This is a genomic window from Thauera butanivorans (genome assembly GCF_048398245.1).
GTDB lineage: Bacteria > Pseudomonadota > Gammaproteobacteria > Burkholderiales > Rhodocyclaceae > Thauera > Thauera butanivorans.
In genome coordinates, this window is record NZ_CP183038.1 from 4071196 (window position 1) to 4095571 (window position 24376).

Below are 24376 nucleotides of genomic sequence, written 5' to 3' on the forward strand. Positions count from 1 at the left end.
CACATGAGCCTGAAATGCGGAATCGTCGGACTGCCCAACGTCGGCAAGTCGACCCTCTTCAACGCCCTGACCAAGGCCGGCATCCAGGCCGAGAACTACCCGTTCTGCACCATCGAGCCCAACGTCGGCATCGTCGAGGTGCCCGACCCGCGCCTCGACCAGCTCTCCGAGATCGTCAAGCCGCAGCGCGTGCAGCCCGCCATCGTCGAATTCGTCGACATCGCCGGCCTGGTCGCGGGCGCTTCCAAGGGTGAAGGCCTGGGCAACCAGTTCCTCGCCAACATCCGCGAAACCGACGCCATCGTGCACGTCGTGCGCTGCTTCGCCGACGACAACGTCATCCACGTCTCCGGCAGCGTCGACCCGATCCGCGACATCGAAGTCATCGACACCGAACTCGCGCTGGCCGACCTCGCCACCGTCGAAAAAGCCATCAACCGCTACAAGCGCCCCGCCGCCTCCGGCGACAAGGAAGCCAAGATCCTGGTCGCGGTGCTGGAAAAATGCTTCGCCCAGCTCGACGCCGGCAAGCCGGTGCGCGCGCTCGACCTCGCCAAGGAAGAGTGGGCCAGCCTCAAGCCCTTCTGCCTGATCACCGCCAAGCCGGTGCTCTACGCCGCCAACGTCGCCGAGGACGGCTTCGAGAACAACCCGCAGCTGGACGCCGTGCGCGCCCACGCCGCCGCCGAAGGCGCCCAGGTGGTGGCCTTGTGCGCCTCCATCGAAGCCGAGATCGCCGACCTCGACGACGCCGACAAGAAGGAATTCCTCGAGACCATGGGCCTCGACGAACCCGGCCTCGACCGCCTGATCCGCGCCGGCTACACGCTGCTCGGCCTGCAGACCTACTTCACCGCCGGCGTCAAGGAAGTCCGCGCCTGGACCATCCACGCCGGCGACACCGCCCCCCAGGCCGCCGGCGTCATCCACACCGACTTCGAACGCGGCTTCATCCGCGCCCAGACCATCGCCTTCGACGACTTCATCCAGTACAAGGGCGAAGCCGGCGCCAAGGAAGCCGGCAAGATGCGCGCGGAAGGGAAGGAGTACGTGGTGAAGGATGGGGATGTGCTGAATTTCCTGTTCAACGTCTGAGTCGCCATGCCGTTTTCCTGATGTTTCATGAAACACCAGGAAAGCATGAAAACCCCCAATAAAACCGCGCAGTTGCGCGGTTTTATTGTTTCATAGCGCTGCTTCAAGTTTCCCGAGCAGTCAATGCATGCCTGAGTACGCTAGCGAGTACAGCTCTTGGAGTATGTGCGAATAAGTGAGTATAGTAACGCTGTCGCCATGACAAGGAGTCAGCCACCATGCTTACCGACACGCACTGCCGCAACGCCAAGCCCAGGGAAAAGCTCTACCGCTTGAATGACCAGCGCGGGCTCTACCTCGAAGTCAAGCCCAACGGAGTCAAGGCTTGGCGATACCGCTTCACACTGAATGGCAAGGCCAGCATGTTTGCGCTTGGCGAATACCCTGCCGTTACGCTCTCTGAAGCCAGGGAACGCAGCGAGGCCGCACGCAAACTGGTCAAGCAAGGCATCAATCCCGCCCAGCAAAGGCAGCTCGACCGCATCCGGCAAGCCAGCGAAGCTAAGAACACCTTCGAGATCGTCGCCAAGGAGTGGCTGCAGACAAAGGACTGGGAAGATGTCACCAAGAACCGGCGTCTGGATATGCTGGAGCGCGTGGTGTTCCCCAGTATCGGCAATATGCCGGTTCGCGAAATAACGCCAGCCCATGTCCTGGACATCCTGCAGAAAACAGTAAAGCGTGGCGCGCCCACGGTCGCCGCCGAGGCGCGGCGCACCATGTCCGCCGTGTTCGAGTTCGCCGTCGCCACCTTGCGAGCCGACAGCGACCCGGTTTGGCCGGTGCGCAAGGCGCTACCAGCAAACAAGACCCAGCACAAGCCGGCGCTGAGTAAAGAGCAGATCGGCAAACTGCTGAGCGACTTCGCAAACCACCGCTGCAGCTTTCAGGTAAGTCATTGCATGCAACTGATGTGGTGGACCCTGGCGCGACCGACCGAAGTGGCCGAGGCGGCCTGGGATGAGTTTGACCTTGAGAAGGCTGTTTGGCGTATCCCGGCGCAGCGCATGAAAGCACGCAAGGAGCACGTCGTACCTCTGCCACGACAGGCAGTGGAGATGCTCAAAGGACTGCATGCCATTACCGGCAACCGCAAGCACTTGTTTCCAGGCCGAGATGATCGCAACGCCCCAATGTCCGCCGCATCACTTCGCCAGGCGATCAAGGCTTTGGGGTGGAGCGGCACCTATAGCCCACACGCCACGCGGACCAGCGGCAGTACCCGTCTTAATGAGATGGGCTACCGCCCAGATGCCATCGAAGCCCAGCTTGCCCATGCTGACCAGAACAATGTGCGTCGTACCTACAACCACGCCACCTATTTCGATGAGCGTCGCGCCATGATGCAGGAATGGGCGGACAAGTTGGATGAATGGAAGGGGCAAGTATGAAGCCGAGTACAACATCAAGCGATGGGCAGGCTTTTCTCCCTCTCGGTCAAATTGAATATGAAATTTTTGCTCGCAGAACCCGTTGTGGCCTTCCCGTTTTCAGAGACCCCGCTGCTTTTTCCGAGCAGCTTAAAACGTTGGCGAAGTGGCATGCGGGCCAAGCCAAACCCCTCAAAGACGAAGAGAGAAAAAAACGCTACCAGGCCGTCGCCAAAGCTGTTCACCTACTGCAGGAAGCATTGATGGGTTTAAAGCCTGATGAGATCGAGTGGCTTCTAAGTGAGGAAAATCGGTATTTGTCGTCGGGCACACCTGATGCGGCAGCTAATGAGCCGGATGTCGAGCAGTTGTGGGCGGAGCTAAATATCGAATCAACACGTAGTCATGAGCGCGTCCTGATCCAACACAACCTGCACACACTTCAAATGGTTGCAGACGGACTCGCGTCTAATAAAAGAGGCAGACCATCACTTGCCGTCGAGCTTGATACCGCGATGGAGTTCGTTTGGATCTGCCACATCGCTGGTTGGACGCTTGGCGTTGCAAATAGCGGGAGAGAGAGAAAACGGGGGGACCAAGTCCTGGAGTCCGACGCGGTACGTTGCTTGGCCGCAGTCTTTCACGAAGCGGGAGAAAACCCAGTAACCAGTATTCAGCGCGCTAAAACCATGCTTCGCAAGATGCGTAAGGGGGAAAGATGCTACCTCCATGGTGACAAACACGTATCCGGTGAAATCAGCTACCGGATCAGTTTTCAAGGCGTTTCTATAAACTCTCCGGATTGATCTAACAGCTCGCATCCGCTGGAGGGGATTTACGACGGACAGAAAGTGACGCTGTTTTTCGCATATTTAATGTCCGTGCGCACGGCTTCAGTCAGTCGCAGCATAGCCTCGTGTTCAAGATCATTCGAGGTGTTTCATGCGCGTCATCAAGGTTCAGGATGTCTGCGACAAAATTGCGATCAGCAGGACAACCCTCTGGCGACTTTGCCAGACTGAAGACTTTCCAAAGCCAGTCCGGCTAGGCCCAAGCGGCCGTTCGATTGGCTTTTTTGCCCACGAGATCGACGCCTGGCTTGAGACCCAGGCGGCGGAGCGTGAGCACGCCGTTTGTCTGGCTCGCCAGAGGGCGAAGTCATGAGCCGCATCCGCATTGACGACTCCGCCGAATACTGGTGGTCTCTGCCTTGCAGCCTGTTACGCGACTCCCGGTTGAGCTATGAAGCGCGAGGCGTGGCTTGCCACTTGCTCTCGCTGGGCCGCAACTGGCAGTTGCGCGCTGTCGCACTGCCGCGCGTGTTGCACGATCAGTCACGAGCGAAAGGCCATCTTGGCCGAGACCTTTGCCGCCGCATCCTGCGCGAGCTTGAAGATGCCGGCTACCTGGCACGGAGGAAATTCCAGGACGAGGAAGGGCTTTGGCGATGGGAGTCCGTGTTGACTCCCGTTTCACAAAAAGTGTCACAGACATCCATGGCCGGCTTGGCCGGCGACGGAGAAACCGTGGACGGCACATCCGTCGCCGGTCAGGGCGGTGATATATGTGTAGGTGAATACAAGGAAGAAGTAGTAGTAAAAAATATAAAACCACTACTACAGACAGGGGCTGTGGATAACTCTCCGAAAACGGGAGAGGCTTCCGCGCCCTTAGACTTGTCGCACCCTTCTCTTCTGCCCTACCTGCGCGTCATCGCCGACGTAACCCGCCGTTTCGGGCCCTCGCTCACAACACAACAGATACAGCTTGTCGCTGACGAACTGGCTGGCGTTCTGTCGGCAGCCGGTAGTGGCAAGCACGCGGGCATCCGCTCCGTGCGCTCATGGCTATTGGCCGTGATGAACCGCGCCGCCACGGGGGAATTCATCCCTGAGTTCGCACCGAGCATCGCCCGCTGGCGCAAGAATCGGCAGGAGGCGATGGAAGCAGCGCAGTTGCGCGCCCCTGTGCAACAGTCAGAAGCCGAGCGTCAAAAAGCAAAGGCGGAACGCGCAAAAGCCATTGCCGATTTGAAAGCGATGTTTCAGGGCCGGAAGCAATGATCGACGCGGATGAGATGGTTGCGCTCATCGAGAGTTGCCGGCGCGAGATGCAAGCCATGCTCCCGGCCGATGAGTTTGCCACCTTGAGCAGCAAGACCAGGCAGGACTATCGCCAGCTTGGCCGCACGCTACTACAGCGCGCTCGCTACGCCGAAGGTGGGGTGGCGGAAGTCTTGACTGCCACCCAGCGTCCGACAACCTTCTACAAACGCGTCGCAGCGCTTCGCTACTGCCTGTACGCCGATCTTGTCGAGCAGCTGAAAAGCCTGCGTTCCGCGCTCTCTACTCGACCTATGGACAGGTTGCAAGTAATGGCCATCCAAGCCCAATTGCAACAACAGCGTACATTTCTGCGCGAGTTCGATATAGCCCGGCAAAGCGGCCATCCCGGAGAGCGCCGCAAGCGTGCCAGCAAGCGGCAAGCCTTGCGCGGCCTCCCCGGCGACTGGCGCGAGCGACTGTCTCAGCGCGCTGCGAAAGGCAAGTATGCCGATGCGATTCTGGTCGCCGCGCTGACCGGCTGCCGCCCGGAAGAACTGCGGCGCGGCGTGCTCATTCGCCGGGTGGACAATCCGCGCAGCGGCATGGGCGAGATCAGATTCGAGATCGATGGCGCCAAGGTCAAGGCGCATCAAGGTCAGCCGCACCGCTTGATCGCCTATGCCGTACACGATCCCCATCCATTGCTGGAGGCTCTGCGCATCCGGCTAGCGAGGCGGCGGGAATTGCTCGTTTACATTGACAGCCCGGTCAACTTCACCGTCGAAATCCGTCGGCTGGCACGTAGCCTCTGGCCGAAGCACAAGCACGCTATCACGGCTTACTGCCTGCGCCACCAATGGGCTGCCGACCTGAAACGGCACGCGGCTGCGGACTCAGTCAGCCAGGGGCTGGGACATGCCAGCGCCAAGACACGGCGACACTACGGGCAAGCCAATCAGGCCAGCAGCCGGCATGCCCTGCATCCCATCGGCATCGAGGCTGAGCGCTCCGTGAGGCCGGCTACCGCTAAGGCGCCGCGTCATCGAGCAGCCTCAAGCACGGAATCCACGCCCTGAAGAGAATCATGGCGGGGTGAGGCAAAATGCAGTACATTTGCGTGACATCAATGACGAGACGCCGCCATGTCACGCCTGAAGGACGAAACCCTTTCCATCCGCACCTCCGCCGAGATCAAGCAGCTTTTGCGCTTGGCGGCTGATCGTGAGCGTCGCTCGGTGGCCTCAATGATCGAAATTCTGGTGTTGGAGTACGCTCGTGCGCATAGCCTGAAACCAGATCCTCAAGGTGAGCCAGTAAAGAGAGGTGTCTGAGGATGGCGAATGCCAAGGAAGCGCAAGCGCGCATCAAGATCAACAAACTGCTGGAATCTGCTGGCTGGCGGTTCTTTGACGATGCCAAGGGCAAGGCCAACGTAGCGCTGGAGCCCAACGTCAAGCTCAGTCAGGCCCAGATCAATGACCTGGGCGAGAACTTCGAAGCGACCAAGAATGGCTTCGTCGATTTTCTGCTGCTGGACGAAAAGAGCTTCCCGCTGGTGGTACTGGAAGCCAAATCCGAAGACAAGAACCCGCTGGTCGGCAAGGAGCAGGCGCGTAAATACGCAAAGTCACTCGACTGCCGCTTCGTGATCCTCTCGAACGGCAATCTGCACTACTTCTGGGATTTACAACAGGGCAACCCGCACATCATCACCGCTTTCCCGACTCCGGACTCACTCAAGAGCTACCGGAAGTTCGAACCTGACCAGAGGCGCCTGATTACCGAAGCCGTCGGACGCGACTACATCGTCCAGACTCAGCTGCCGGGCTACGAGAGGGAAGCGGGTTGGCTCAATGCGGACGAGCGCCCAGCTTTCATCGCCAAGAACAAGCTGCGCTTCCTGCGGGACTACCAGAAGAAGGCGCTCAATGCCATCCAGGACGCAGTGGCTGAAGGCTCGACACGCTTCCTGTTCGAAATGGCGACCGGCACCGGCAAGACCCTGACCGCTGCTGCCGTCATCAAGCTGTTTCTTCGCACGGGCAACGCCCGCCGCGTACTGTTCCTGGTGGATCGACTAGAGCTGGAGGATCAAGCAGCAAAGGCGTTCAAGGACTATCTGAAGAACGACTACGCTACAGTCATCTACAAAGAACGCCGTGACGATTGGCGCAAAGCCGAGATCGTGGTCACCACGGTGCAGTCGCTGCTGTTCAACAACAAGTACAAGCGCCTGTTCTCGCCCACCGACTTCGACTTGGTCATCTCGGACGAAGCCCACCGCTCTATTGGCGGCAATGCCCGCGCCGTCTTCGAGTATTTTGTCGGCTACAAGCTAGGCTTAACCGCAACGCCGCGCGACTATCTCAAGAGCTTTGACGCGAGCAAGCCCACCACCCGCGACCCGCGCGAGCAGGAGCGCCGCCTGCTGCTGGACACCTACCGCACCTTCGGTTGCGAATCCGGGCAACCGACCTTCCGCTACTCGCTGCTGGATGGCGTCAAGGATGGTTTCCTGATCAACCCTGTAGTGGTCGATGCCCGGACCGACATCACCACCAAACTGCTATCCGAGCAGGGCTATGCCGTGATGGCTCCCGTCGGCGAGGACGGGCAGCAGGAACAGAGCTTCGTTTCCAAGGACTTCGAGAAGAAGTTTTTCTCCAAGGCGACCAATGAGCTGTTTTGCCAGACCTTCATCAAGAACGGTCTGCGTGATCCAGTGACCGGCGAGTTCGGCAAGGGGCTGGTGTTTGCTGTCAGCCAAAACCATGCCGCCAAGCTCACCCAAATCCTGAACGAGCTGGCCGATGTACTGTGGCCTGGCAAGTACCAGTCCGACTTCGCGGTACAAGTCACCTCCAGCGTGCCGGACGCCCAGCAATACACCATCAACTTCACCAACAACAACCTGCTGGGCTCGGCCAATTTCAATGCTCTATACAAGACCAGCAAGGCGCGCGTATGCGTGACCGTGGGCATGATGACTACCGGGTACGACTGCCCGGACATCTTGAACCTGGCACTGATGCGGCCGGTGTACTCGCCGTCCGATTTCGTGCAGATCAAAGGGCGTGGCACCCGCAAGCACAACTTCCTTGAACAACTGTTCGATGACGATCTGAAGCTGCTGATCGATGAGCCGGAGAAGACCCGCTTCAAGTTTTTCGACTTCTTCGCCAATTGCGAGTACTTCGAAGAAAAGTTCGACTACGACGAGGTTCTTAAGCTTCCAGCCCGAAGTGCTGAGGGGGATGGACAGGGCGGCGAACCGCCGCCCCCACCACCGCCAAGCGGTCTGTACGAACACACTGGCACCGATGCCATCTCCCACGTAGCCGAGCAGCAAATCGGCTACGAAGGCATGAAGATCGACCGGATGTTCTTCGAGAAATTCGAGGATCAGGTCAAAGCCGACCCGATGCTGCAGCAGCAGGTTGAAAACGAGCAGTGGGAGCAGGCCATCGACTACGTGACCAGCCAGCTGTTCGACAAGCCCAACGAGTACTTCAACCTGGAGAAGCTGCGTCGTGCGGCTGGTGTGGATCGGCGCCTGAGCCTGAAGGAAATCCTGCAGAAGATTTTCGGCCAGATCCCCTACTTCAAGAGCAAGGATGAGCTGCTGGAGGATGAATTCCAGGAATTCCTGCTCGCCAACCAAAGCAAGTTGACCGAGGACCAAGGTGCCTCCGTGCTGGCGATGAAGTACTTCTTCAAGGCGTATGCCACTGACGCAGCCCTGCGCGCCATCATCGACGACAAGCGCTTCGGCGAGCTGAACGTGAACCCGGCATTTGGCGTGGGCGACTTGCGCGCCGTGCCGCCCGAGTGGCGCGAAGGCATCCCCGAGTACGTCAAAGACTACGTACCGCTCAACCAATTCATGTAAGTCATTCAAGGCCGCCCAAGCGGCCGAACGAGAAGAACAACACCATGCTGGATACCGATACCAAACGCCGAATCGATTCCTGCCGCGACATCCTCGTCGGCAAGGTGCCTGACCCCAAGAGCCAGGTCGAGCAGATCACGATCGCGCTGATCTACAAGTTCATGGACGACATGGATGCACAGTCCGAAGAGTTCGGCGGCAAGCGCAGCTTCTTCGTCAACGGCTTCGAGAAGTACAGCTGGAGCAAACTGCTGGCGCCCAGCATGGGCGGCCAGGACACGCTGAACCTCTACTCCGAGGCCATCGGCAAGATGACCGAGAACACCCATCTGCCCGGGCTGTTCCGCGACATCTTCAAGAACGCCTACCTGCCGCACCGCGATCCGGAGACGCTTAAGGCGTTTTTGAAGGAGATCGATGGTTTTTCCTACGATCATTCTGAGCGACTGGGCGACGCTTTCGAATACCTGCTGTCGGTGCTGGGCAGCCAGGGCGATGCGGGCCAGTTCCGTACGCCGCGACACATCATTGATTTCGTGGTTCGAGCTGTTGGCCCCCAAAAAGGTGACAGGGTTTTGGACCCTGCTTGCGGCACCGCTGGGTTCCTAATTTCGGCCTACAAACACATCCTTAGAGAGAACTCGCCAATCGAAGAACGAAATAACTGGCAATTACAGCAAGGTGCGTCAGTCGCTGAAACCTCAATTGAAAGTCCAATGCACTACAGCGGGGGGCTTTTGACCCCGATAGAGCGCCAAAGAATTCATGAAAACATTAGAGGATTTGATATTTCGCCGGACATGGTAAGGATTTCACTAGTAAATCTCTACCTGCACGGATTTCGCTCCCCACTGATCGAAGAGTATGACTCTTTAACTCAAGAAGATTACTGGCAAGAGAGTTATGACACGATCTTGGCCAACCCGCCTTTTATGACGCCTAAGGGCGGAATTAAACCCCATAAGAAATTTAGCCTGCAATCAAAACGGGCGGAATTACTTTTTCTTGACTACATCGTTGAACACTTGTCGCCAACGGGAAAAGCTGGGGTGATTGTGCCTGAAGGCATCGTTTTTGTCGGTCAATCCGCCTACATCGGGATGCGAAAGCGATTGATTCAGGAAAAATCTCTAATCGCAGTCGTTGAATTGCCTCATGGTGTATTCAAACCATACGCTAGCGTTAAAACTCACATCTTGATTATTGACAAGCAGATAGCCAAAAGCACTGATAAAGTTCTTTTTATAAACATTGGCGCTGACGGGTATACGCAAACAGACACTAGACAAGCAGTTGATGAGAACGATCTACCAGCAGCATTGGAGCTAATTGAGAATTTCAAGCGCAATCAGCTGGAAAGCACACGGACCTCATCAAAGCTAAATTTTATCACAGTCAAAAGAGAGCACATTCTTGCCTCAACCGGATGTCACTTGGTTGGTCGATGGTATATGCTCGAGAGAAAATTTCGAGAGCTGCGGGAACGCATGCCTAGCGCTAGAGAGTTGGGCGCGATTTGCAATATTCATCGGGGCAAGCACTCAAACATGAGTTCTCCGCCCGGAGACTTTCCACTTGTGGTTCCTGCAGCTGATAGAAAAACATCAGCCGATTTCTCCTTTGACTTCAAGGCAAGCTGTATACCCCTTGTATCCTCCTCTGGGCACGGCAAAGCTGACATTAAGCGCCTCCATTATCAAGAAGGAAAATTTGCTCTCGCAGACACTATGTGCTGCCTCGAAGCAAAAGAACCCGAGCAAGTGGAAATGAGATATATCCACGAATACCTGTCAAAGTTCAAAGATGAGCTATTAGTGCCAATGATGTGCGGCGCCACCAATGTAACTTTGGATGAGAACGATCTGAAGAAAATCCTCATTCCTTTGCCACCCATCGACGAACAGCAAAGTATTGTCCAAGGAATCCTTGCCAAAGAGGCCGCAGATAAGCTGCAAGCCATTGGGGAAGAAATCAGCTTTGGCATCACCTCATCCGAAGAAGTTGTCTCCAATATTAAGAAACAAATTGAAAGGCTACTTGCTATTCGAGATGCATCCCCTTCATTAAGCATTTCATGATGCACTATGCGTTTTCTGTCCGAGATAAAGGCGGAGGAATGATGGCCGCAATCAGGAGAAGAACATGAGCCAACCCTGGCCTTACCCCGGCGCACGCTGGTGGAAGTTCGATTTCCATACCCACACGCCGGCTTCCAAGGACACCGGGGCATGGCAGGCCGCTATCGGCACGCCCAATGAGCTGACACCGCAGAAATGGCTGCTCAAGTACATGGCCGCCGGGATCGACTGCGTAGCCGTTACCGACCACAACACCGGCGAGTGGATCGACAAGCTCAAGGCGTCCTATGCAGAGATGAAGCGCGAGGCCGACGCAGGTACGCCGCCGGCCGGTTTCCGCGAGCTGCACCTGTTCCCCGGTGTGGAAATCTCGGTGCAGGGCGGTTTTCACCTGCTGGCGATCTTCGACCCGTCCGCCACCAGCCAGACCATCAGCGACCTGCTGGCGCAGGTGGACTACCAAGGCACGCGTGGCGACAGCGATGGCGTCACCCGCATCGGCGCCGCCCAGGTGGTGGAGCGCATTCTGGCGGCGGGGGGCCTTGCCATTCCGGCGCACGTCGATGGCGACAAGGGCCTGCTACAGGTCGAGCCCGGTACGCGCAAATGCCTGATGGATACCACTACGGTCAAGCAGGTCTTGCAGGAGCCCGGCATTCTGGCGCTGGAGTGGACCGCCTCCAACAGCCCCGTGCCGATGGTGCTGGATGAACTGAAACTGCGCTTTGCCAGCGTGGTGGGCAGCGATTGCCACAGCTTCCAGAGGGCAGCGGTGCCGGGTTCGCGCTACACGTGGATCAAGATGGCGCGGCCTAGCTTGGAAGGCTTGCGTCTTGCCTTGCTGGATGGGCAGGAAGTCTCCGTTCGGCGCAGCGATGAGAGCGACGGCTTTGCGCCGTTCAATACGCCCGAGCATTTCATTGAGTCGATTGAAATCCGCGACGCGCGCTACATGGGGCGCGGCAAACAGCCTGCCAGCTTGCCGCTCAACCCCTACTTCAATGCTTTGATCGGTGGACGCGGCACCGGCAAATCGACCATCGTGCATGCCCTGCGCCTGGCCTATCGCCGTGAGAAGGAGCTGTCGTCCAGCTCGGAAGCCGGGCAGACCTTCAAGCGTTTCAATCAGGTCGCCAGGAGCCGCCATGACGAAGGCGGACTGCGGGCAGATACGGCCATCTGCGTGCAAGTGCAGCGCGATGGCATGCCCTATCGCCTGATCTGGCGGCAGGATGGCCAGGGCCATGCAGTGGAGGAATGGGACGCCGCTACGGGCAGTTTCAAGCCTTCGGCCAGTCAGGCCGTCACCGAGCAACGCTTTCCGGTGCGCCTGTTCAGCCAGGGGCAGATCGCCGCGCTGGCCGGTGACAGCCAGCAGGCGCTGCTCAAGGTGATTGACGATGCGGCGGGCACGCAATCGGAGCAAGCCGCTTTCGAGGAAGCCAAGCGTGCCTTCCTGGCCGCACGGGCGCAAATGCGCGAGCTGGACGGCAAGCTGCAAGGGCGTGAAGCGTTGACGCTGACCCTGCAAGATATTCAGCGCAAGCTGGCCCGCTTCGAGGGCGCCGATCATGCCGCCCTGCTGAAAAACTATCAGCGCACCAACCGGCAAAGCCGCGAGCTGGAACGCCAGTTCGACGCCTCCGCCGAACTGGCAACCCGCTTGAAAGCGCTTGCCGACGATCTGTTGGCGGAAGATTTGCCGGAAGGCTTGTTCGATACCGCCGAAGACGGACCCGCACTGAGCATTGTCCAGGCGCTGCACGCCGCCATCGCCAAGGCGCAGCAGGACGTCGAGCGCGCGGCAAACGTGCTGCAGGAGCGAGGGCAAGTCCTGAGAGGTGAACTGGAGGCTTCGCCCTGGTTTGCGCGGATCGACGCGGCCAAGATGGCTTACGAGCAGCTCAAGGCCGACTTGCAGCAACAAGGCGTCAGCGACCCCAGCGAGTACGGCCGTCTGGTACAAGAAAAGCAGCGCCTGGAAATCGAGCTGAAGAAGCTGGAAGCCTTGCAGAGGCAGCGCACCGAGTTGCGCGAAAAGGCCAAATCGCTGCTGGAGCAGGTGCAATCCGCCCGCCGTGCCATCAGCGCCCAACGGAGCGCATTTCTGCAGGCAACGCTGCAAGGCAATCCCTTTGTGCGCATCGAACTGATCCCTTACAGCCGGGACGCGCAGGGCATCGAGCGCTCCTTGCGGGAGGTGCTTGGGGCCGCAGAAGGCAAGTACGTGGACGACCTGTATCAGGAGCAAGAGGGGGCATCCCCCAAAGGGCTCGTGGCCGATCTGCTGGGCACGGTTGATCTGGTCGATCAGCCGGGCGTATGGGATACGGCGGCCTTCGAGCAGGCGCTATTGACGCAGAAGAAACGCCTGTCGCAAGCCGGTCGCGGGCAGGCGGAGTTTGGCGGGTGGTTCAATAAATTCCTGAAAGCGGAAGCCGACAAGCGCCCGGAATTCATCGACCACATCCTGTGCTGGTTCCCCGAAGATGGGTTGCAGGTGGAGTACAGCCGCAAAGGTGACGGGCGGGACTTTCAGTCCATCGGCCAGGCCTCCGCCGGGCAGCGTGCGGCGGCCATGCTGGCCTTCCTGCTGGCGCACGGCAACGAGCCACTGGTGCTCGACCAGCCAGAAGATGACCTGGATAACCACCTGATCTACGGACTGGTTGTGCAGCAGATCCGCAGCAACAAACTGCGCCGTCAGCTCATCATCGTGACCCACAACCCCAACATCGTGGTTAATGGCGATGCGGAGTTGATCCACGTACTGGATTTCAACCATCAGTGCCATGTGAAGCAAACCGGCTCGTTGCAGGATCAGGCCATGCGCCGCGAAGTCTGCCAGGTGATGGAAGGCGGCGAAGAAGCGTTCGAACGGCGTTACCAGCGCCTGGGAAGAGAGGTTTGACATGTTCGACAACATCGCCGACCTGATCGACAAGATTCGCCTGGGAGAGGACTCCTACCTGGAGTTGAAGGAAGTCCGCTTTGCTGGCCAAAAGGTGTCAGCACCCCATAAAGATTCGCTGGCCGATGAGTTGGCCGCCTTCGCCAACAGCCGGGGCGGGGTGTGCGTGCTGGGCGTGGACGACACCCGTGAAGTGCTCGGTATCCCGCTGGAGCGCCTGGACCTGGTGGAGGATTTCGTCCGGCAGATTTGCCTGGACAGCATCACCCCGCCGCTCGCGCCGGTGATCGAGCGTCTGAGCCTGCCCAGCACGTCAGGCGAGCCCTTGCCAGTATTGAAAGTCGATATCGCAAGCAGCCTGTTCGTGCATAAAAGCCCCGGCGGCTATTTGCACCGCGTGGGCAGCGCCAAGCGTGAAATGGCTCCGGACTATCTGGCGCGTTTGTTCCAGCAACGCAGCCAGGCGCGCATCATCCGCTTCGACGAGCAGCCGGTGCCTGGCGCCACACTCGACGACCTTGTAGATGATCTGTGGCAACGTTTTGCCAGTCCGCGCGTGCAGGATTCGCGCGAGGTGCTGCTGGATAAACTGGCCATGGCGCGCACCGATGCCGACGGCGCACTTCGGCCAACCATCGCCGGCGTGCTGATGGCAAGCGCTGACCCTCGCCGCTGGCTGCCAAATACCTTTATTCAGGCCGTGGCATACCGTGGCACCGAGGTGCTGCCGCAAGGCGACACGGCCTATCAACTCGACGCCCAGGACATCACCGGACCGCTGGATGCCCAGGTGCTGGCGGCTTGCCACTTCGTCCGCAAGAACATGCAGGTCTATGCCACCAAGAATGAGGGCCGGCACGATCTGCCGCAGTACGACATGACCGCCGTCTTCGAGGCCCTGGTCAATGCCGTTGCGCACCGGGATTACTCGATCCATGGCGCCAAAATCCGCCTGCGGATGTTTGCGGACCGGCTGGAGCTGTATTCGCCAGGCGCCATCCCCAACACCATGACGGTGGAGAGCCTTCCCTACCGCCAGGCCGCGCGAAACGAAGCCATCACCAGCCTGCTGGCCAAATGTTCCGTGCCCGAGGCGGACAAAGCGATCACGGGCCGCAGCGCCATGATGGACAAGCGTGGCGAGGGGGTTCAGATCATTCTGGATCAGAGCGAACGACTGTCCGGCAAGCGGCCGGTTTACAGGTTAGTGGATGACTCCGAGCTGTTGTTGATCATCCCCGCTGCCGAGCCTCCCGAAGCAGTTGAGTGAGATTGAGAGGATAAGGAAGCACCATGGCCAAGGCTGAAGCCAGCGTTGAAGAACTGGTCTCGATGATCGAGCGCGGTGAGCTGCGCTTGCCGGAAATGCAGCGGCAGTATGTCTGGCGCTCCACGCGCGTGCGCGACTTGCTCGACTCTCTGTATCGGGGCTATCCCTCGGGGGCGATCCTGCTGTGGGAAACCGATGAGGCCGTGCCCCTGCAGAGCTTCGCCGTCAGCCAAAGCAATAACCCTTATCAGAGCACCCGCCTGTTGCTCGATGGACAACAGCGTCTGACCTCGTTATCTGCCGTCATTCGTGGCGAGCCGGTGTCGGTGCGCGGTCGCCGTCGGCCCATCGATTTGCTGTTCAATCTGGAGCATCCCGACCAACTGGCCGTCGTGACCGAAGTGGATGAGAACGGCGATGACGCTGAGGTCGATGAGGAAGGCGAGCTGGGAGGCGACGAGGCCGACGCCAGCGAGGACGAACTGCTGACGCGCTTCAACAAAATGACCTTCGTGGTGGCGACCCGGAAGCTGGAGCAGTTGCCGCAGTGGGTGAAGGTATCCGAAGTCTTCAAGACCGACAGCGATGCGCCTTTCCTCAAACGTGCGGGCATCAGTGGCTTTGATGATCCGCGTTACGAGAAATACAGTCAGCGCCTCGCTCGGCTACGCGGCATCCGAAAGTACGTGTACCGCATGGACGTGCTGGAGCGAACACTGTCCTACGACGAGGTCACGGAAATCTTCGTGCGGGTCAACTCGCTGGGCGCCAAGCTGCGCAGCTCCGATCTGGCTCTGGCGCAGATCACGGCCAAATGGCGGCACTCGCTGCAGACCTTCCTGGACTTCCAGAGTGCTTGCGCCCAGAACGGTTTCGAGCTTGATCTGGGTTTGCACCTGAAGAATTTGATGGCCTTTGCTACCGGGCAATCCCGTTTTCTGACCGTCGGCAGCCTGACCCTGGACGTACTGCAGCAAGCCTGGAAAGAAGCCTGCGAGGGGATGGAATTTGCCCTCAATTTCGCACGCAGCAATCTGGGTATCGACAGCCCTGCCTTGCTGTCATCGCCCTTCTTACTGGTGGTACTTGCCTACATTGGGCATCGCCGTGACTATGCCCTCAGCACGGAAGAAGCGCAGCAGTTGCGCTACTGGGCCTTGGCCGCCAATGCCAAAGGCCGTTTCTCGCGGGGTTCCAGTGAGACCATTCTGGATCAGGATTTGGCGACTATCCGCAATGGCGGTGATATCAATGAACTGATCGACCGGCTGCGCCTGCAGTTCGGCCACCTTGAGATCACGCCGGAAGAGCTGGAAGGGCGCAACCAGCGCAGTGCGCTGTTCAAGACCATGTTCCTGGCATTTCGTGCGGCAGGTGCCAAGGATTGGCGCAGCCACCTTGCCATTGCTCTGGACCACTCGGGCAGTCAGCACCGCTTGCAGTTTCATCACATTTTCCCCAAGGCATTGCTGCGCGGCAGCTACACCCCTCGCGAGGCCGACGACATCGCCAACCTGGCTTTCATCGGCGGCAAAACCAATCGTGCGATCAGCGACAAAGCGCCTGTGACCTACCTGTTGCCGCTGGTGGCACAGCACGGTGCAGCACCATTCGCAGCACAGTGCATTCCGGTAGAGGAGGAACTGCTGGCACTGGATCACTACAAGGCGTTCTTGCAAGAGCGCCGTAAACGCATCGCGGCGGCACTGAATATTTTCATCCATGCGACCGCTTGAGCTGTCAGCGCCACCTTGTTGCCACACTGTGACCCACATGTCACCACAATGCTGCCGCCATGTTCAACACAATGCTGCCGCCATGTTCACCACATTGACGCCACTTTGTGCACACAGTGTTGCCACCATGCCTGACACATTCCGGGCGGGACGCAGCCTGAGAGTCGCTTGTCCCCGGCGCGATGAGCATATTCTTTGTGCTGGCTCGCGAGAGCACAAAGAATGTGGCCGCTGGGCTCGATTTCGCCAGAAATCGGGCGCGGCGGCGTGGGGACAACGAATGGTCGATGCGTCCAGCCTGCACCTTATGAAACCCCGCTGCGGCCATGCGCCGGGTTGCCGCCCTGTGCGGCTGGCGGGTGAGAGCATGCCGCACAGGGCATGCCTGCTCGGTGGAGGGAGACTGAACTGATATGGCCAACCCTCGCTCGCTGGTCTACGCGCTTTACACCCATTGGGACACCGTGGAGCTTCTGGTGCGGCTGTCGCGCGAGTTTGCCGTGCTGACCAGCGATCAGGTGTTGAACGGTATTGCCAAGGTATCCGGGCAACGGGATGCCGAAACGCAGGGCGCGGTACTGCGCGCCCTGGTCAATGCGGATATCCTGCAAACCTTGCCGCGCAGCAGCGATCTGCAGCTCAATGCCTATGTGCTGGAGTTCGTGCGCGGCCTCACCCGTGAACATGAGCTGGGCCTGGCTGCCGTACTGCAGGCGCGTGTTGCTGCGATCCGTGAAGCCACCGAAGCACTCAATGAAGGGATGCTCGGGGCCGACATGGATCGCGTGCGCGGGGCCGCCAACAAGCTGGCAGAACTCTTCCGCCAGATCAGCCTGCAGCTCGATCAGGACCGGCACGCGCTCTTTGAGCTGGCGGAAAACGCCAAAAGCGCCGACAGCAGCATGCCGATCAGCCAGCGCTACCGCGAGGTGCTGGAAGCCTACGATCATTATGTGGAGCCGATGAACCAGATGATGGACAGCGGCTCGCAGGGTACCTTTTATCGCTATCTGGAAGAAGCGGAGCGTGCGCTCGACCTGAGCCTAGAGCAATTGTCGGTACAGGGTGCGCTCTACTCGCATCGCCTGCAGTTACGTCAGGTGGCGCACCAGGCCAAGGAGCTGCGGCGCTTTGGCCGGCTGGTTGCGCAACAGTGCGCCGATACACTGCTGCCCTTGCGCGAAGAGCTGCGTCAGCACAATGCACTGACCAGTGCCATCAGCTTGCTGTTGGGGCAGGTGCGCAAACGCGGCCTGCGTCGCGCACTGTCGCGCCCGGCGGATGAGACCGCACTCCCCGTCTGGCGCAATGAGCGCGGTTTCAAATTGCAATTGGGCGATGAGGTACGGGCGGTCATGGCTGCCGCGCGCCAATACCAGCCGCAGGCGGTGGCCTTTCCGAAGGATGAGCCCGGCGATGACGCTCCCTTGCTGGAGCAGGTGGACGAAGCCGCTATTCGTGCGCATCTGGCCCGCAGCCTGCCGGTGGAAAATCTGCTCGATTGGCTGCGCCGCCATTACGCCCACCTGCAGGATGCCACCCTGCTGCGCCTGTTCCATGACCTGCAACATGAGCCCGGCTGGCAGTTCGAGGCAGCCAGCCAGCCTGAAAAAACCACGCTGCAGACGATTCGCGTCCTGCATCACCCTCACCGCGTGAGTATCCCGCAATGACGATCCCACATGCTCTGGCAGCCGCCCTGTCGCAAATGCCGGCATTGGCCGAGCTGTTCCGCTTGTTTCTCTCCGGCAAACACCTGAATCGAATGGCCGAGCCCGCGCTGTGGGCGGAGCTGGAACAGCACGAGGCCAGCTATGTCGGCTTGTTTGCCGCGCTGGGGTTCGAACTGCGCCTGGATGCCAGGGGCTTTGCCTGGTTTCACAACAGTGACGCCAACAGCAACATCGGCAAAATCAGCCGCCAGCTGGCCTTGCTGTTCATGGTGATCTTCGATGCCCAGGCCAACGCCGGCAAGGCCCTGCAGCGCTTTACCGATTGGCTGATCGACAGCGCCTGGCTGGCCGAGGTCTACAAGCAACAGCAAGACCTGCTGGATGCCGAGGGCCTCAACCCCGACGCCCTGGTGGAGCTGATGGGCCGCGCCTGCAACCTCGGCTTTGCCGTGCCAGAGCCGGCGGGCTGGCGACTGCTGCCCGCTGTATGCCGTTACCTCGATCATTTCGAAAGCCTGGCGTTGACGGCCAAGACCGATGGCGACGAAGAGAGCACGCCCGCAGCGGAAGACTGGACTGCGGATGCACCAGACGACGAGGAGAACAGCTGATGCAGTACGGCTTCCAACGTCTGGTCCTGCTGGGGAGTGCCGGCTACTCGCGCGCCGAGCTGCCGCTCGACGGTGCGGTCTCTCTGGTGGCGCCCAACAATACCGGCAAGACCAGCCTGATCAATGCCCTGCAGTTTCTGCTGATCATCGACCGCCGCCGTATGGATTTTGGTGCGCACGATGTGGATAAGAGCCGGCGCTTCTATTTCCCCAACAACAGCGCGTATGTGCTGCTGGAGGTGTCGCTGCCGGAGTCCGGCACCGTCGTGCTGGGCTGCGTGGGCAAAGGGGTAAGCTTCGAGTACGAGTATTTCGCCTATGCCGGGCCGCTGAAGGTCGAGGAGTTCTGCCTGCCGGATGGCACCTTGGTGGCACAACCGCAACTGGCCAGCCATCTGGCGAGCTTTGGGCGCCGGGTGTTCAGCTACAGCAGCAGCGAATTTGCCGACATGGTGTATGGCGGGCGCAGCCGCAAGCTTGCCAGCCAGCAGGATTTCTGCGTTTTCCGCCTGGAGCACGCCAGCGATGCCAGCGTTTTTCAGCGGGTGCTGACCCGTACGCTGCGCCTGGACAAACTGCGCTCCAGCGAGGTAAAGGACTATCTGCTGCAGATTTTCCGGCGCGATCTGCCGGATGCCAGCATCGACTTCAAGGCCGAATGGGACAAGGCGTTTGCCGACCTCAACGCCGAACGCAGCCAGTACCTGGCCGCCGTGCGGCTGCAAGCCACTCTGAGCGAACTGGAACAGAAGCAGGAGGCCCGCTTGGTGTTGCGCGGCAAATTGCTGTGCTGGCGCCCCTTGATCGACGCGGCACTGGGTCAGTGGCAACAGCATTACGAGACCCGCCAGCAAACCTTACAGCATGAGTTGGCGCAGTGCGAAGTCGAGCTAGCCCGCCTGCGCGAACAGGATATGCAGTCCGCACGCGAGCAGAATCAATGCGAGCAGGAACAAAAGCAGCTTCACCAGCAAAGCGAACAGCTGCGCAGGTTGCAGCAGCGTTTTGCCTTGATCCCCGACCGCGCCCTGCTGGAGGCGCGCCGCCACGAGTTGCTGGCGCAACGGGATGCGTTGGTGGTACGGATCGGCCAGGCCCAGAGCCGCACGCCTGCGGCCATCGAGCGCGAGCTGGCCCGGATCGAACGGGAATCCGCGCAGCTGGCGCAGGAGTTGCGCACCCAGGGGCAGAATCTCTATCAGCAATTGGCTGGTGTCGTATCTGCGGAACAACTCAACGCGCTGAACAAGGTGCTGGCCAAGCCGGTACTGACCCTGGGCAACGAAGATTTCCGCCTTGATGGCAAGGCCCTGCTTGCGGCCTTGGTCGATGCGAATGCCGGACAATTCAATTTGCCTGGCTTGCAATTGCGGCTGGAAGCCCTGCCGGCACAGTATCAGCAACGGACCCTGGCGGAACTGAGCGAATTGCAGCAGGAGTTGCAGCAACAGCAGGCTCAGCTGCAAGAACAATTGGCCACCGCACTGGCTCTGGAAAACGTCAAACAGCAACGCCAAGCGCTAGAGCAGCAACTAGCCGAACTGGATGCCGAATTGCGGGACTACGCGCAGATGGAGGAGTTGCAGCAGGGCGAGGCCGAGCGCAAGACACGGCTGCAGACACTGGCGGAAAGGCTCGCCGAACTCGGCACCCATTTGGCCCAGTCGGCAGAGCGGCACCGCGCATTGGATCAGCAGCGGCAGCAGCGGCAACAGGATTTGGCGGCCTTGCAGCAGCAACACCGGCAGATCGAGCAACGCCGTCATCAGCGCATCGACCACGAAGGCCCCTTCACCTGGCTGGCCGACCTGCCGCACAGCCCTTGGTTGGCCCAGCCCGAGTTCGCGCTGGAGCAACTGGCCGAGCGACTGCAGACCTATCAGGTCGACTGCCGCCAGTTGCTGGAGCTGGATGAGCAGATCCGCCATCTGCTGGGTGAAATCCATAGCGGCGGATTGACCAAGTATCAGTTTGTCGGCGAACCGGAAAGCGAGATTGTTCGTCTCGTTGAATTCGCCCATCACCTGCCGCAGGAAGCCGAAGCCCTGGAAAAGAAAGTACGCTCGGCGGTGGTGAATGTGGCCGCCTGCCTGCGCGAACTGCGCGACGGCCTGTTTGCTTTCAAGCGCCGGATGCGCGAGTTCAACCGCAAGATCAGCGGTCGGCAACTTTCCGATCTGGCAGTGTTCAAGATCGAACCCGAAGACGAAACCATTCTGGTCGAAGCCATCGAACTGCTGATCAGTACCGCCGCCACTGTGGACAGCGGCGAAACCTTCGAACTGTTCAACCAGCAGAGCGTGCTCGACGATGATCAACTCAATCGCGCCAAGACCCTGCTGATCGAAGAGGGCAACGCCCGCCATGGCCTGCGTGTGGCCGACCTGTTTCGCCTGCGCTTCTGGGTCGGCAAGGCAGATCGCGAGCCGGAAGCCTTCGATGACCTCGACAGTGCCGCCTCCAATGGCACCGTGCTGATGGCCAAACTGGTGACGGGGCTGGCGATGCTGCATCTGATGCAGGATCAGCGTCGCCCCATCCAGGGTATCTGCTACCTGGACGAGGCACTGGCCCTGGACGCCCGCAATCAGCGCAGCCTGATCGACACGGCGGCGGAGTTCGGCTTCTCGCTGATTTTTGCCTCACCCGCGCCGCTGACCACCGTGCGCTACTGCGTGCCGATTCACACGCGCAACGGCAGCAACCAGATCAGCCGTCATAGCTGGCAGATCATCGAACCGCTGGACGCCTGAGCATGGATCGAACCCTGCGCGCAGCCTTGCTCAAACTGCATGGCCAACAAACCCTGCCGGCCAGCCATTTCACCGCCGCTCAGCGCAGCGCTCTGGATCGCTTTGCCCGGCGGACCAGAGCGGTGACCTGCCAGCGTCAGGGGCGCGGTGATGTTTACCGTGTCAGCGATCCGCGACTATTCGATATCCACCTGAGCGCACTCTCCCCCCAAGTCGGGATGCTGGCCACGGACGACCTGCCGCTGCGGGCGCAACACATCGCCCACGCGCGCGACAGCAAAGCGCGCAATCATCAGCATGAGTGCTACTACCCCTTGCTCAAGGCCGTTGGCGAAAAGGTTCTCTGGCGGCAAGGCGAACACGGGAGCGAACTGCCACTCAGCCAGCTCACGCACCACTTCGGGGCTGCCAGCCTGCGCATTGAAACTGACGACACCTGGCAAAGTAGGCAGCCGCTCTGGCTGGTGGAGAACCAGGCACTGTTTGATCGCACGGATTGGCTGCCAGCAGGAACGCAAGCCACCCTGCTGTACTACGGCGGACAGCTTGATGGCCGGCTGCTCGCCTGGTTGGGGCAGCGCCCGCGTGCCAGCCGTGTCGTACTGTTCCCGGACTATGACGGTGTGGGGCTGGCCAATTTCGCGCGACTCTTTGCGCAGCTTGGCGACACTTGCGAATGCTGGCTGATGCCCGACTGGCAAAGCAAGCTGGCACGCTATGGCAGCCAGCGGCTCTGGCAGGATACGCTTCGGGAGTTCACCAGTGCCGTTCCACAGTTGCCTGACTATCTGGGTCCGTTAACCGAACAAATGCGCCAATCCGGACTGGCGCTCGAACAAGAAGCGGTCTGGATATCTGTTCTGTAGGTGCCTTTCGAGTAAGCGTGCTATGTCGCCTGGGGACATACCCGCTTCCAGAGCCTGTCTCAGAATCAGCTCCAGCCGCTGCCAATCTTGCGGCGAGGCGGCATTGCTACCAACGGTTTCTGTCAGGTGGAACATCAGTCCTTCCCGCAGTTCTTCGTCACCCACATCCGCTGCGGCCTGCTCCGCCAGCGCCAAGAGGACGTTGTGTGCCGATGCCAACGAGTCGATTGGCACCCCGGCCAATGCTGCATGGGTGCAGCGGGCTTTGGGCTCGGCAGCTCGTGATGACCGAGGAGTCGTCCAGGTGCAAGACATCAGGCCGCCGGTCGAGATCAACCGCCGTGGTGTTGGCTTTGTCAGCGAGGGCTGGAATTGAGGTTGGCGATCCAGGCCGCACCGGCGGCCAGTGCATCGGCCTCGCTGGGGTAAGTGGTCGATGGGCCGCTGATGATGCAGGGCTGGGTTTCGCCGTCGCCTTCCACCGTCCACAGATCCCAGGTTCCGTCATTTTTCCAGCTAGGGATGGCGATGTAGGGTTTGTCTTTCAGCGCAGCCAGCGCGGCATCCACTTCGGGGCGGATCTGCAACTCACCCGAGTAGATATAGGGTGTCGCGCAGCGGGCATCAGATCGGCTCATGTTCCTTGCTCCAGAAAAGCTCCAGTAGTGCGCTCGCCTGCAAGTAAATACCGGGGTTGCGTGCTTCACTCGGGCCAGCAATGTTGAGAATAGCGATGGGATGGCTAACCAACCAGTCTTGCCATGCCGCCAAAAGCTCTTCTGTAGGGTCATGCAAATCGCACAGCAGCAGCGGCTTGCCGTGTCCCGTCGCCAGATCGCGAGTGAGCAGGCTGCCACCTTCGATCCTGTCCCGGTAAATGATCAGTGTGGCATCAGCGTCCAGCACATTGCGTTTGGTGCGCTGGCGATAACCGCTGGATTCGGTTTCTAGCAACTGGTAGCGAGCATCCAGGAGGCCGTCAGCGGCCCGTCGGCCTGCCGGGCACCAGCCGCCGTGTGGAATTTGCTGGGCGATGGCGAAATCAAGCGCCGCCCGGTCTACGCCGGTTTGGCCGCCGGAGAGGATGCGCTGAATGCTCACCCTTGCTCCGTTGCGGCGACCGTGCAAGTCACTTGAACCTCTGCGCTGGGCTGATCTGCCGAGAGCTGGCCGATGCGCCCGCGCTGGCTGGCAAGCTTCAGTTGCTTGCGCACCTGTTCCAGGCTGCGTTTTTCAATGACGGATGTATAGCTCGCAGCCAATTCACCATCCGGGTCGATGAACAGCTCGATACGCGTCACCGGCAACCCGAACACTGTGAAGCTGCGTGCCGGTGTCAGCGACCAACTGCCGGGAGCATTGGGCGCAATGCCGTCCAGTACGTGCAACGGCAAGGCTTGACGGCATTCCACGGCGGCGACGATGGCTGGCTCGATCCGCAACCAGTGGTTGAGGTCTGGGGCAGTGCCATCCATCAGCACCACCGGCATGGCTGCCAGTAGCAACGCTTTCATCCCTTGATGTTCCTGATCCAGAAGCGGCGGTCATCGACCGTGAAGTTGGGGTCGTAGCCGACCAGGGTCAGCAGCGAACCGACATAGTAAAGACCGAACTGATTCATCAACCAACGCTCCATCGCGGGGTCGCCGGGCAACTTGCTGTAAGGCGGGGTCGGTCCATCGCTACGAACCTGACCGCTGATTTTGCCGGAAATTGAAAAGCTCTTCCAGGTCAGCACGAAGTTATTTGACTGTTTCGGCAGCTCCGGCGCGCAAAGCGACAGATTGCTGAAGCGCTCGGAGCGCTTGGCGTCGTGCCAGAGCACTGCGTCAAAGCGAATGCAATCACTGGCTTTGAGCGTGAGGCTACGGGTCAGCGTCATCTGATCAGCCGGAATTTGCAGATTGCTGATCACCACCTTGGCCACTCCGGGGCGCGACCGTCGGTAGACAGATTCTGGCGCAAGGCGTTATGGGAACGTCTCAGAAAACGGAAAATAAAGCACGTTAAGCCCATTGCAGACGCTAGATATTGACGAGTACGTCGGGTTTTCTCTTGTTTGAGTTGCCTCTTGTGGTA

The 24376-nt window shown here is 59.7% G+C and carries 20 protein-coding genes; 16 read left to right on the forward strand and 4 right to left on the reverse strand.

Going from position 1 to position 24376, the window contains the following annotated elements:
- The first annotated feature begins 3 nt into the window (after positions 1 to 3).
- The 16 genes from ychF (at position 4) to ACNQFN_RS19800 (ending at position 22297) form a co-directional block, all read left to right on the forward strand.
- Positions 4 to 1095: a redox-regulated ATPase YchF gene (gene ychF, locus ACNQFN_RS19725; protein ID WP_418647351.1), complete on the forward strand. Its 1092-nt coding sequence runs from the start codon at positions 4 to 6 to the stop codon at positions 1093 to 1095.
- Positions 1096 to 1313: 218 nt separating this feature from the next.
- Positions 1314 to 2486: a tyrosine-type recombinase/integrase gene (locus ACNQFN_RS19730; RefSeq protein ID WP_418647352.1), complete on the forward strand. Its 1173-nt coding sequence runs from the start codon at positions 1314 to 1316 to the stop codon at positions 2484 to 2486.
- Positions 2483 to 3271: a hypothetical protein gene (locus ACNQFN_RS19735; protein ID WP_009523632.1), complete on the forward strand. Its 789-nt coding sequence runs from the start codon at positions 2483 to 2485 to the stop codon at positions 3269 to 3271. Before ACNQFN_RS19730 ends, ACNQFN_RS19735 begins: the two co-directional genes overlap by 4 nt.
- Positions 3272 to 3407: 136 nt before the next feature.
- Entirely contained in the window at positions 3408 to 3629 is a 222-nt protein-coding gene (locus ACNQFN_RS19740) for a helix-turn-helix transcriptional regulator (RefSeq protein ID WP_272721508.1), read from the forward strand.
- Positions 3626 to 4528, forward strand: a complete 903-nt coding sequence (locus ACNQFN_RS19745) for a hypothetical protein (protein ID WP_418647353.1) — start codon at positions 3626 to 3628, stop codon at positions 4526 to 4528. Before ACNQFN_RS19740 ends, ACNQFN_RS19745 begins: the two co-directional genes overlap by 4 nt.
- A complete protein-coding gene (locus ACNQFN_RS19750; RefSeq protein ID WP_418647354.1) occupies positions 4525 to 5586 on the forward strand; it encodes a hypothetical protein in 1062 nt (353 codons plus the stop codon). Before ACNQFN_RS19745 ends, ACNQFN_RS19750 begins: the two co-directional genes overlap by 4 nt.
- 66 nt (positions 5587 to 5652) lie before the next feature.
- Positions 5653 to 5841, forward strand: coding sequence for a hypothetical protein (locus ACNQFN_RS19755; RefSeq protein WP_418647355.1), 189 nt, complete (start codon positions 5653 to 5655; stop codon positions 5839 to 5841).
- 2 nt (positions 5842 to 5843) lie between these two features.
- Positions 5844 to 8399 carry a DEAD/DEAH box helicase family protein gene (locus ACNQFN_RS19760; RefSeq protein ID WP_418647356.1) on the forward strand — a complete coding sequence of 852 codons (2556 nt, stop codon included), beginning with the start codon at positions 5844 to 5846 and terminating at the stop codon, positions 8397 to 8399.
- Between the two features lie 44 nt (positions 8400 to 8443).
- Positions 8444 to 10477 (forward strand): N-6 DNA methylase, encoded by a 2034-nt coding sequence (locus tag ACNQFN_RS19765; protein ID WP_418647357.1) that lies wholly within the window; start codon positions 8444 to 8446, stop codon positions 10475 to 10477.
- 64 nt (positions 10478 to 10541) lie between these two features.
- Complete coding sequence (locus ACNQFN_RS19770; protein WP_418647358.1) at positions 10542 to 13388, forward strand: TrlF family AAA-like ATPase; 2847 nt, start codon at positions 10542 to 10544, stop codon at positions 13386 to 13388.
- 1 nt (position 13389) lies between these two features.
- The gene (locus tag ACNQFN_RS19775; RefSeq protein ID WP_418647359.1) at positions 13390 to 14658 is read left to right on the forward strand and encodes an ATP-binding protein; all 1269 of its coding nucleotides are present in this window, start codon (positions 13390 to 13392) and stop codon (positions 14656 to 14658) included.
- A 23-nt stretch (positions 14659 to 14681) separates the two neighbouring features.
- Positions 14682 to 16394: a GmrSD restriction endonuclease domain-containing protein gene (locus ACNQFN_RS19780; protein WP_418647360.1), complete on the forward strand. Its 1713-nt coding sequence runs from the start codon at positions 14682 to 14684 to the stop codon at positions 16392 to 16394.
- Positions 16395 to 16807: 413 nt separating this feature from the next.
- Positions 16808 to 18067, forward strand: a complete 1260-nt coding sequence (locus ACNQFN_RS19785) for a hypothetical protein (RefSeq protein WP_418647361.1) — start codon at positions 16808 to 16810, stop codon at positions 18065 to 18067.
- The gene (locus ACNQFN_RS19790; RefSeq protein WP_418647362.1) at positions 18064 to 18678 is read left to right on the forward strand and encodes a condensin complex protein MksE; all 615 of its coding nucleotides are present in this window, start codon (positions 18064 to 18066) and stop codon (positions 18676 to 18678) included. Before ACNQFN_RS19785 ends, ACNQFN_RS19790 begins: the two co-directional genes overlap by 4 nt.
- Positions 18678 to 21431 carry a hypothetical protein gene (locus ACNQFN_RS19795; protein ID WP_418647363.1) on the forward strand — a complete coding sequence of 918 codons (2754 nt, stop codon included), beginning with the start codon at positions 18678 to 18680 and terminating at the stop codon, positions 21429 to 21431. Before ACNQFN_RS19790 ends, ACNQFN_RS19795 begins: the two co-directional genes overlap by 1 nt.
- Positions 21432 to 21433: 2 nt before the next feature.
- A complete protein-coding gene (locus tag ACNQFN_RS19800; RefSeq protein WP_418647364.1) occupies positions 21434 to 22297 on the forward strand; it encodes a DUF7281 domain-containing protein in 864 nt (287 codons plus the stop codon).
- Between the two features lie 356 nt (positions 22298 to 22653).
- Here the strand turns inward: ACNQFN_RS19800 and ACNQFN_RS19805 are convergent, their stop codons facing one another.
- The 4 genes from ACNQFN_RS19805 to ACNQFN_RS19820 are packed head-to-tail and all read right to left on the reverse strand — an operon-like array spanning position 22654 to position 24212.
- Positions 22654 to 22935: a hypothetical protein gene (locus ACNQFN_RS19805; protein WP_418647365.1), complete on the reverse strand. Its 282-nt coding sequence runs from the start codon at positions 22933 to 22935 to the stop codon at positions 22654 to 22656.
- Positions 22922 to 23398, reverse strand: a complete 477-nt coding sequence (locus ACNQFN_RS19810) for a putative molybdenum carrier protein (protein WP_418647366.1) — start codon at positions 23396 to 23398, stop codon at positions 22922 to 22924. The genes ACNQFN_RS19805 and ACNQFN_RS19810 overlap by 14 nt, the downstream gene beginning before the upstream one ends.
- Positions 23395 to 23811: a hypothetical protein gene (locus ACNQFN_RS19815; protein WP_418647367.1), complete on the reverse strand. Its 417-nt coding sequence runs from the start codon at positions 23809 to 23811 to the stop codon at positions 23395 to 23397. The genes ACNQFN_RS19810 and ACNQFN_RS19815 overlap by 4 nt, the downstream gene beginning before the upstream one ends.
- Positions 23808 to 24212: a hypothetical protein gene (locus ACNQFN_RS19820; protein WP_418647368.1), complete on the reverse strand. Its 405-nt coding sequence runs from the start codon at positions 24210 to 24212 to the stop codon at positions 23808 to 23810. Before ACNQFN_RS19820 ends, ACNQFN_RS19815 begins: the two co-directional genes overlap by 4 nt.
- Positions 24213 to 24376 lie beyond the last annotated feature (164 nt).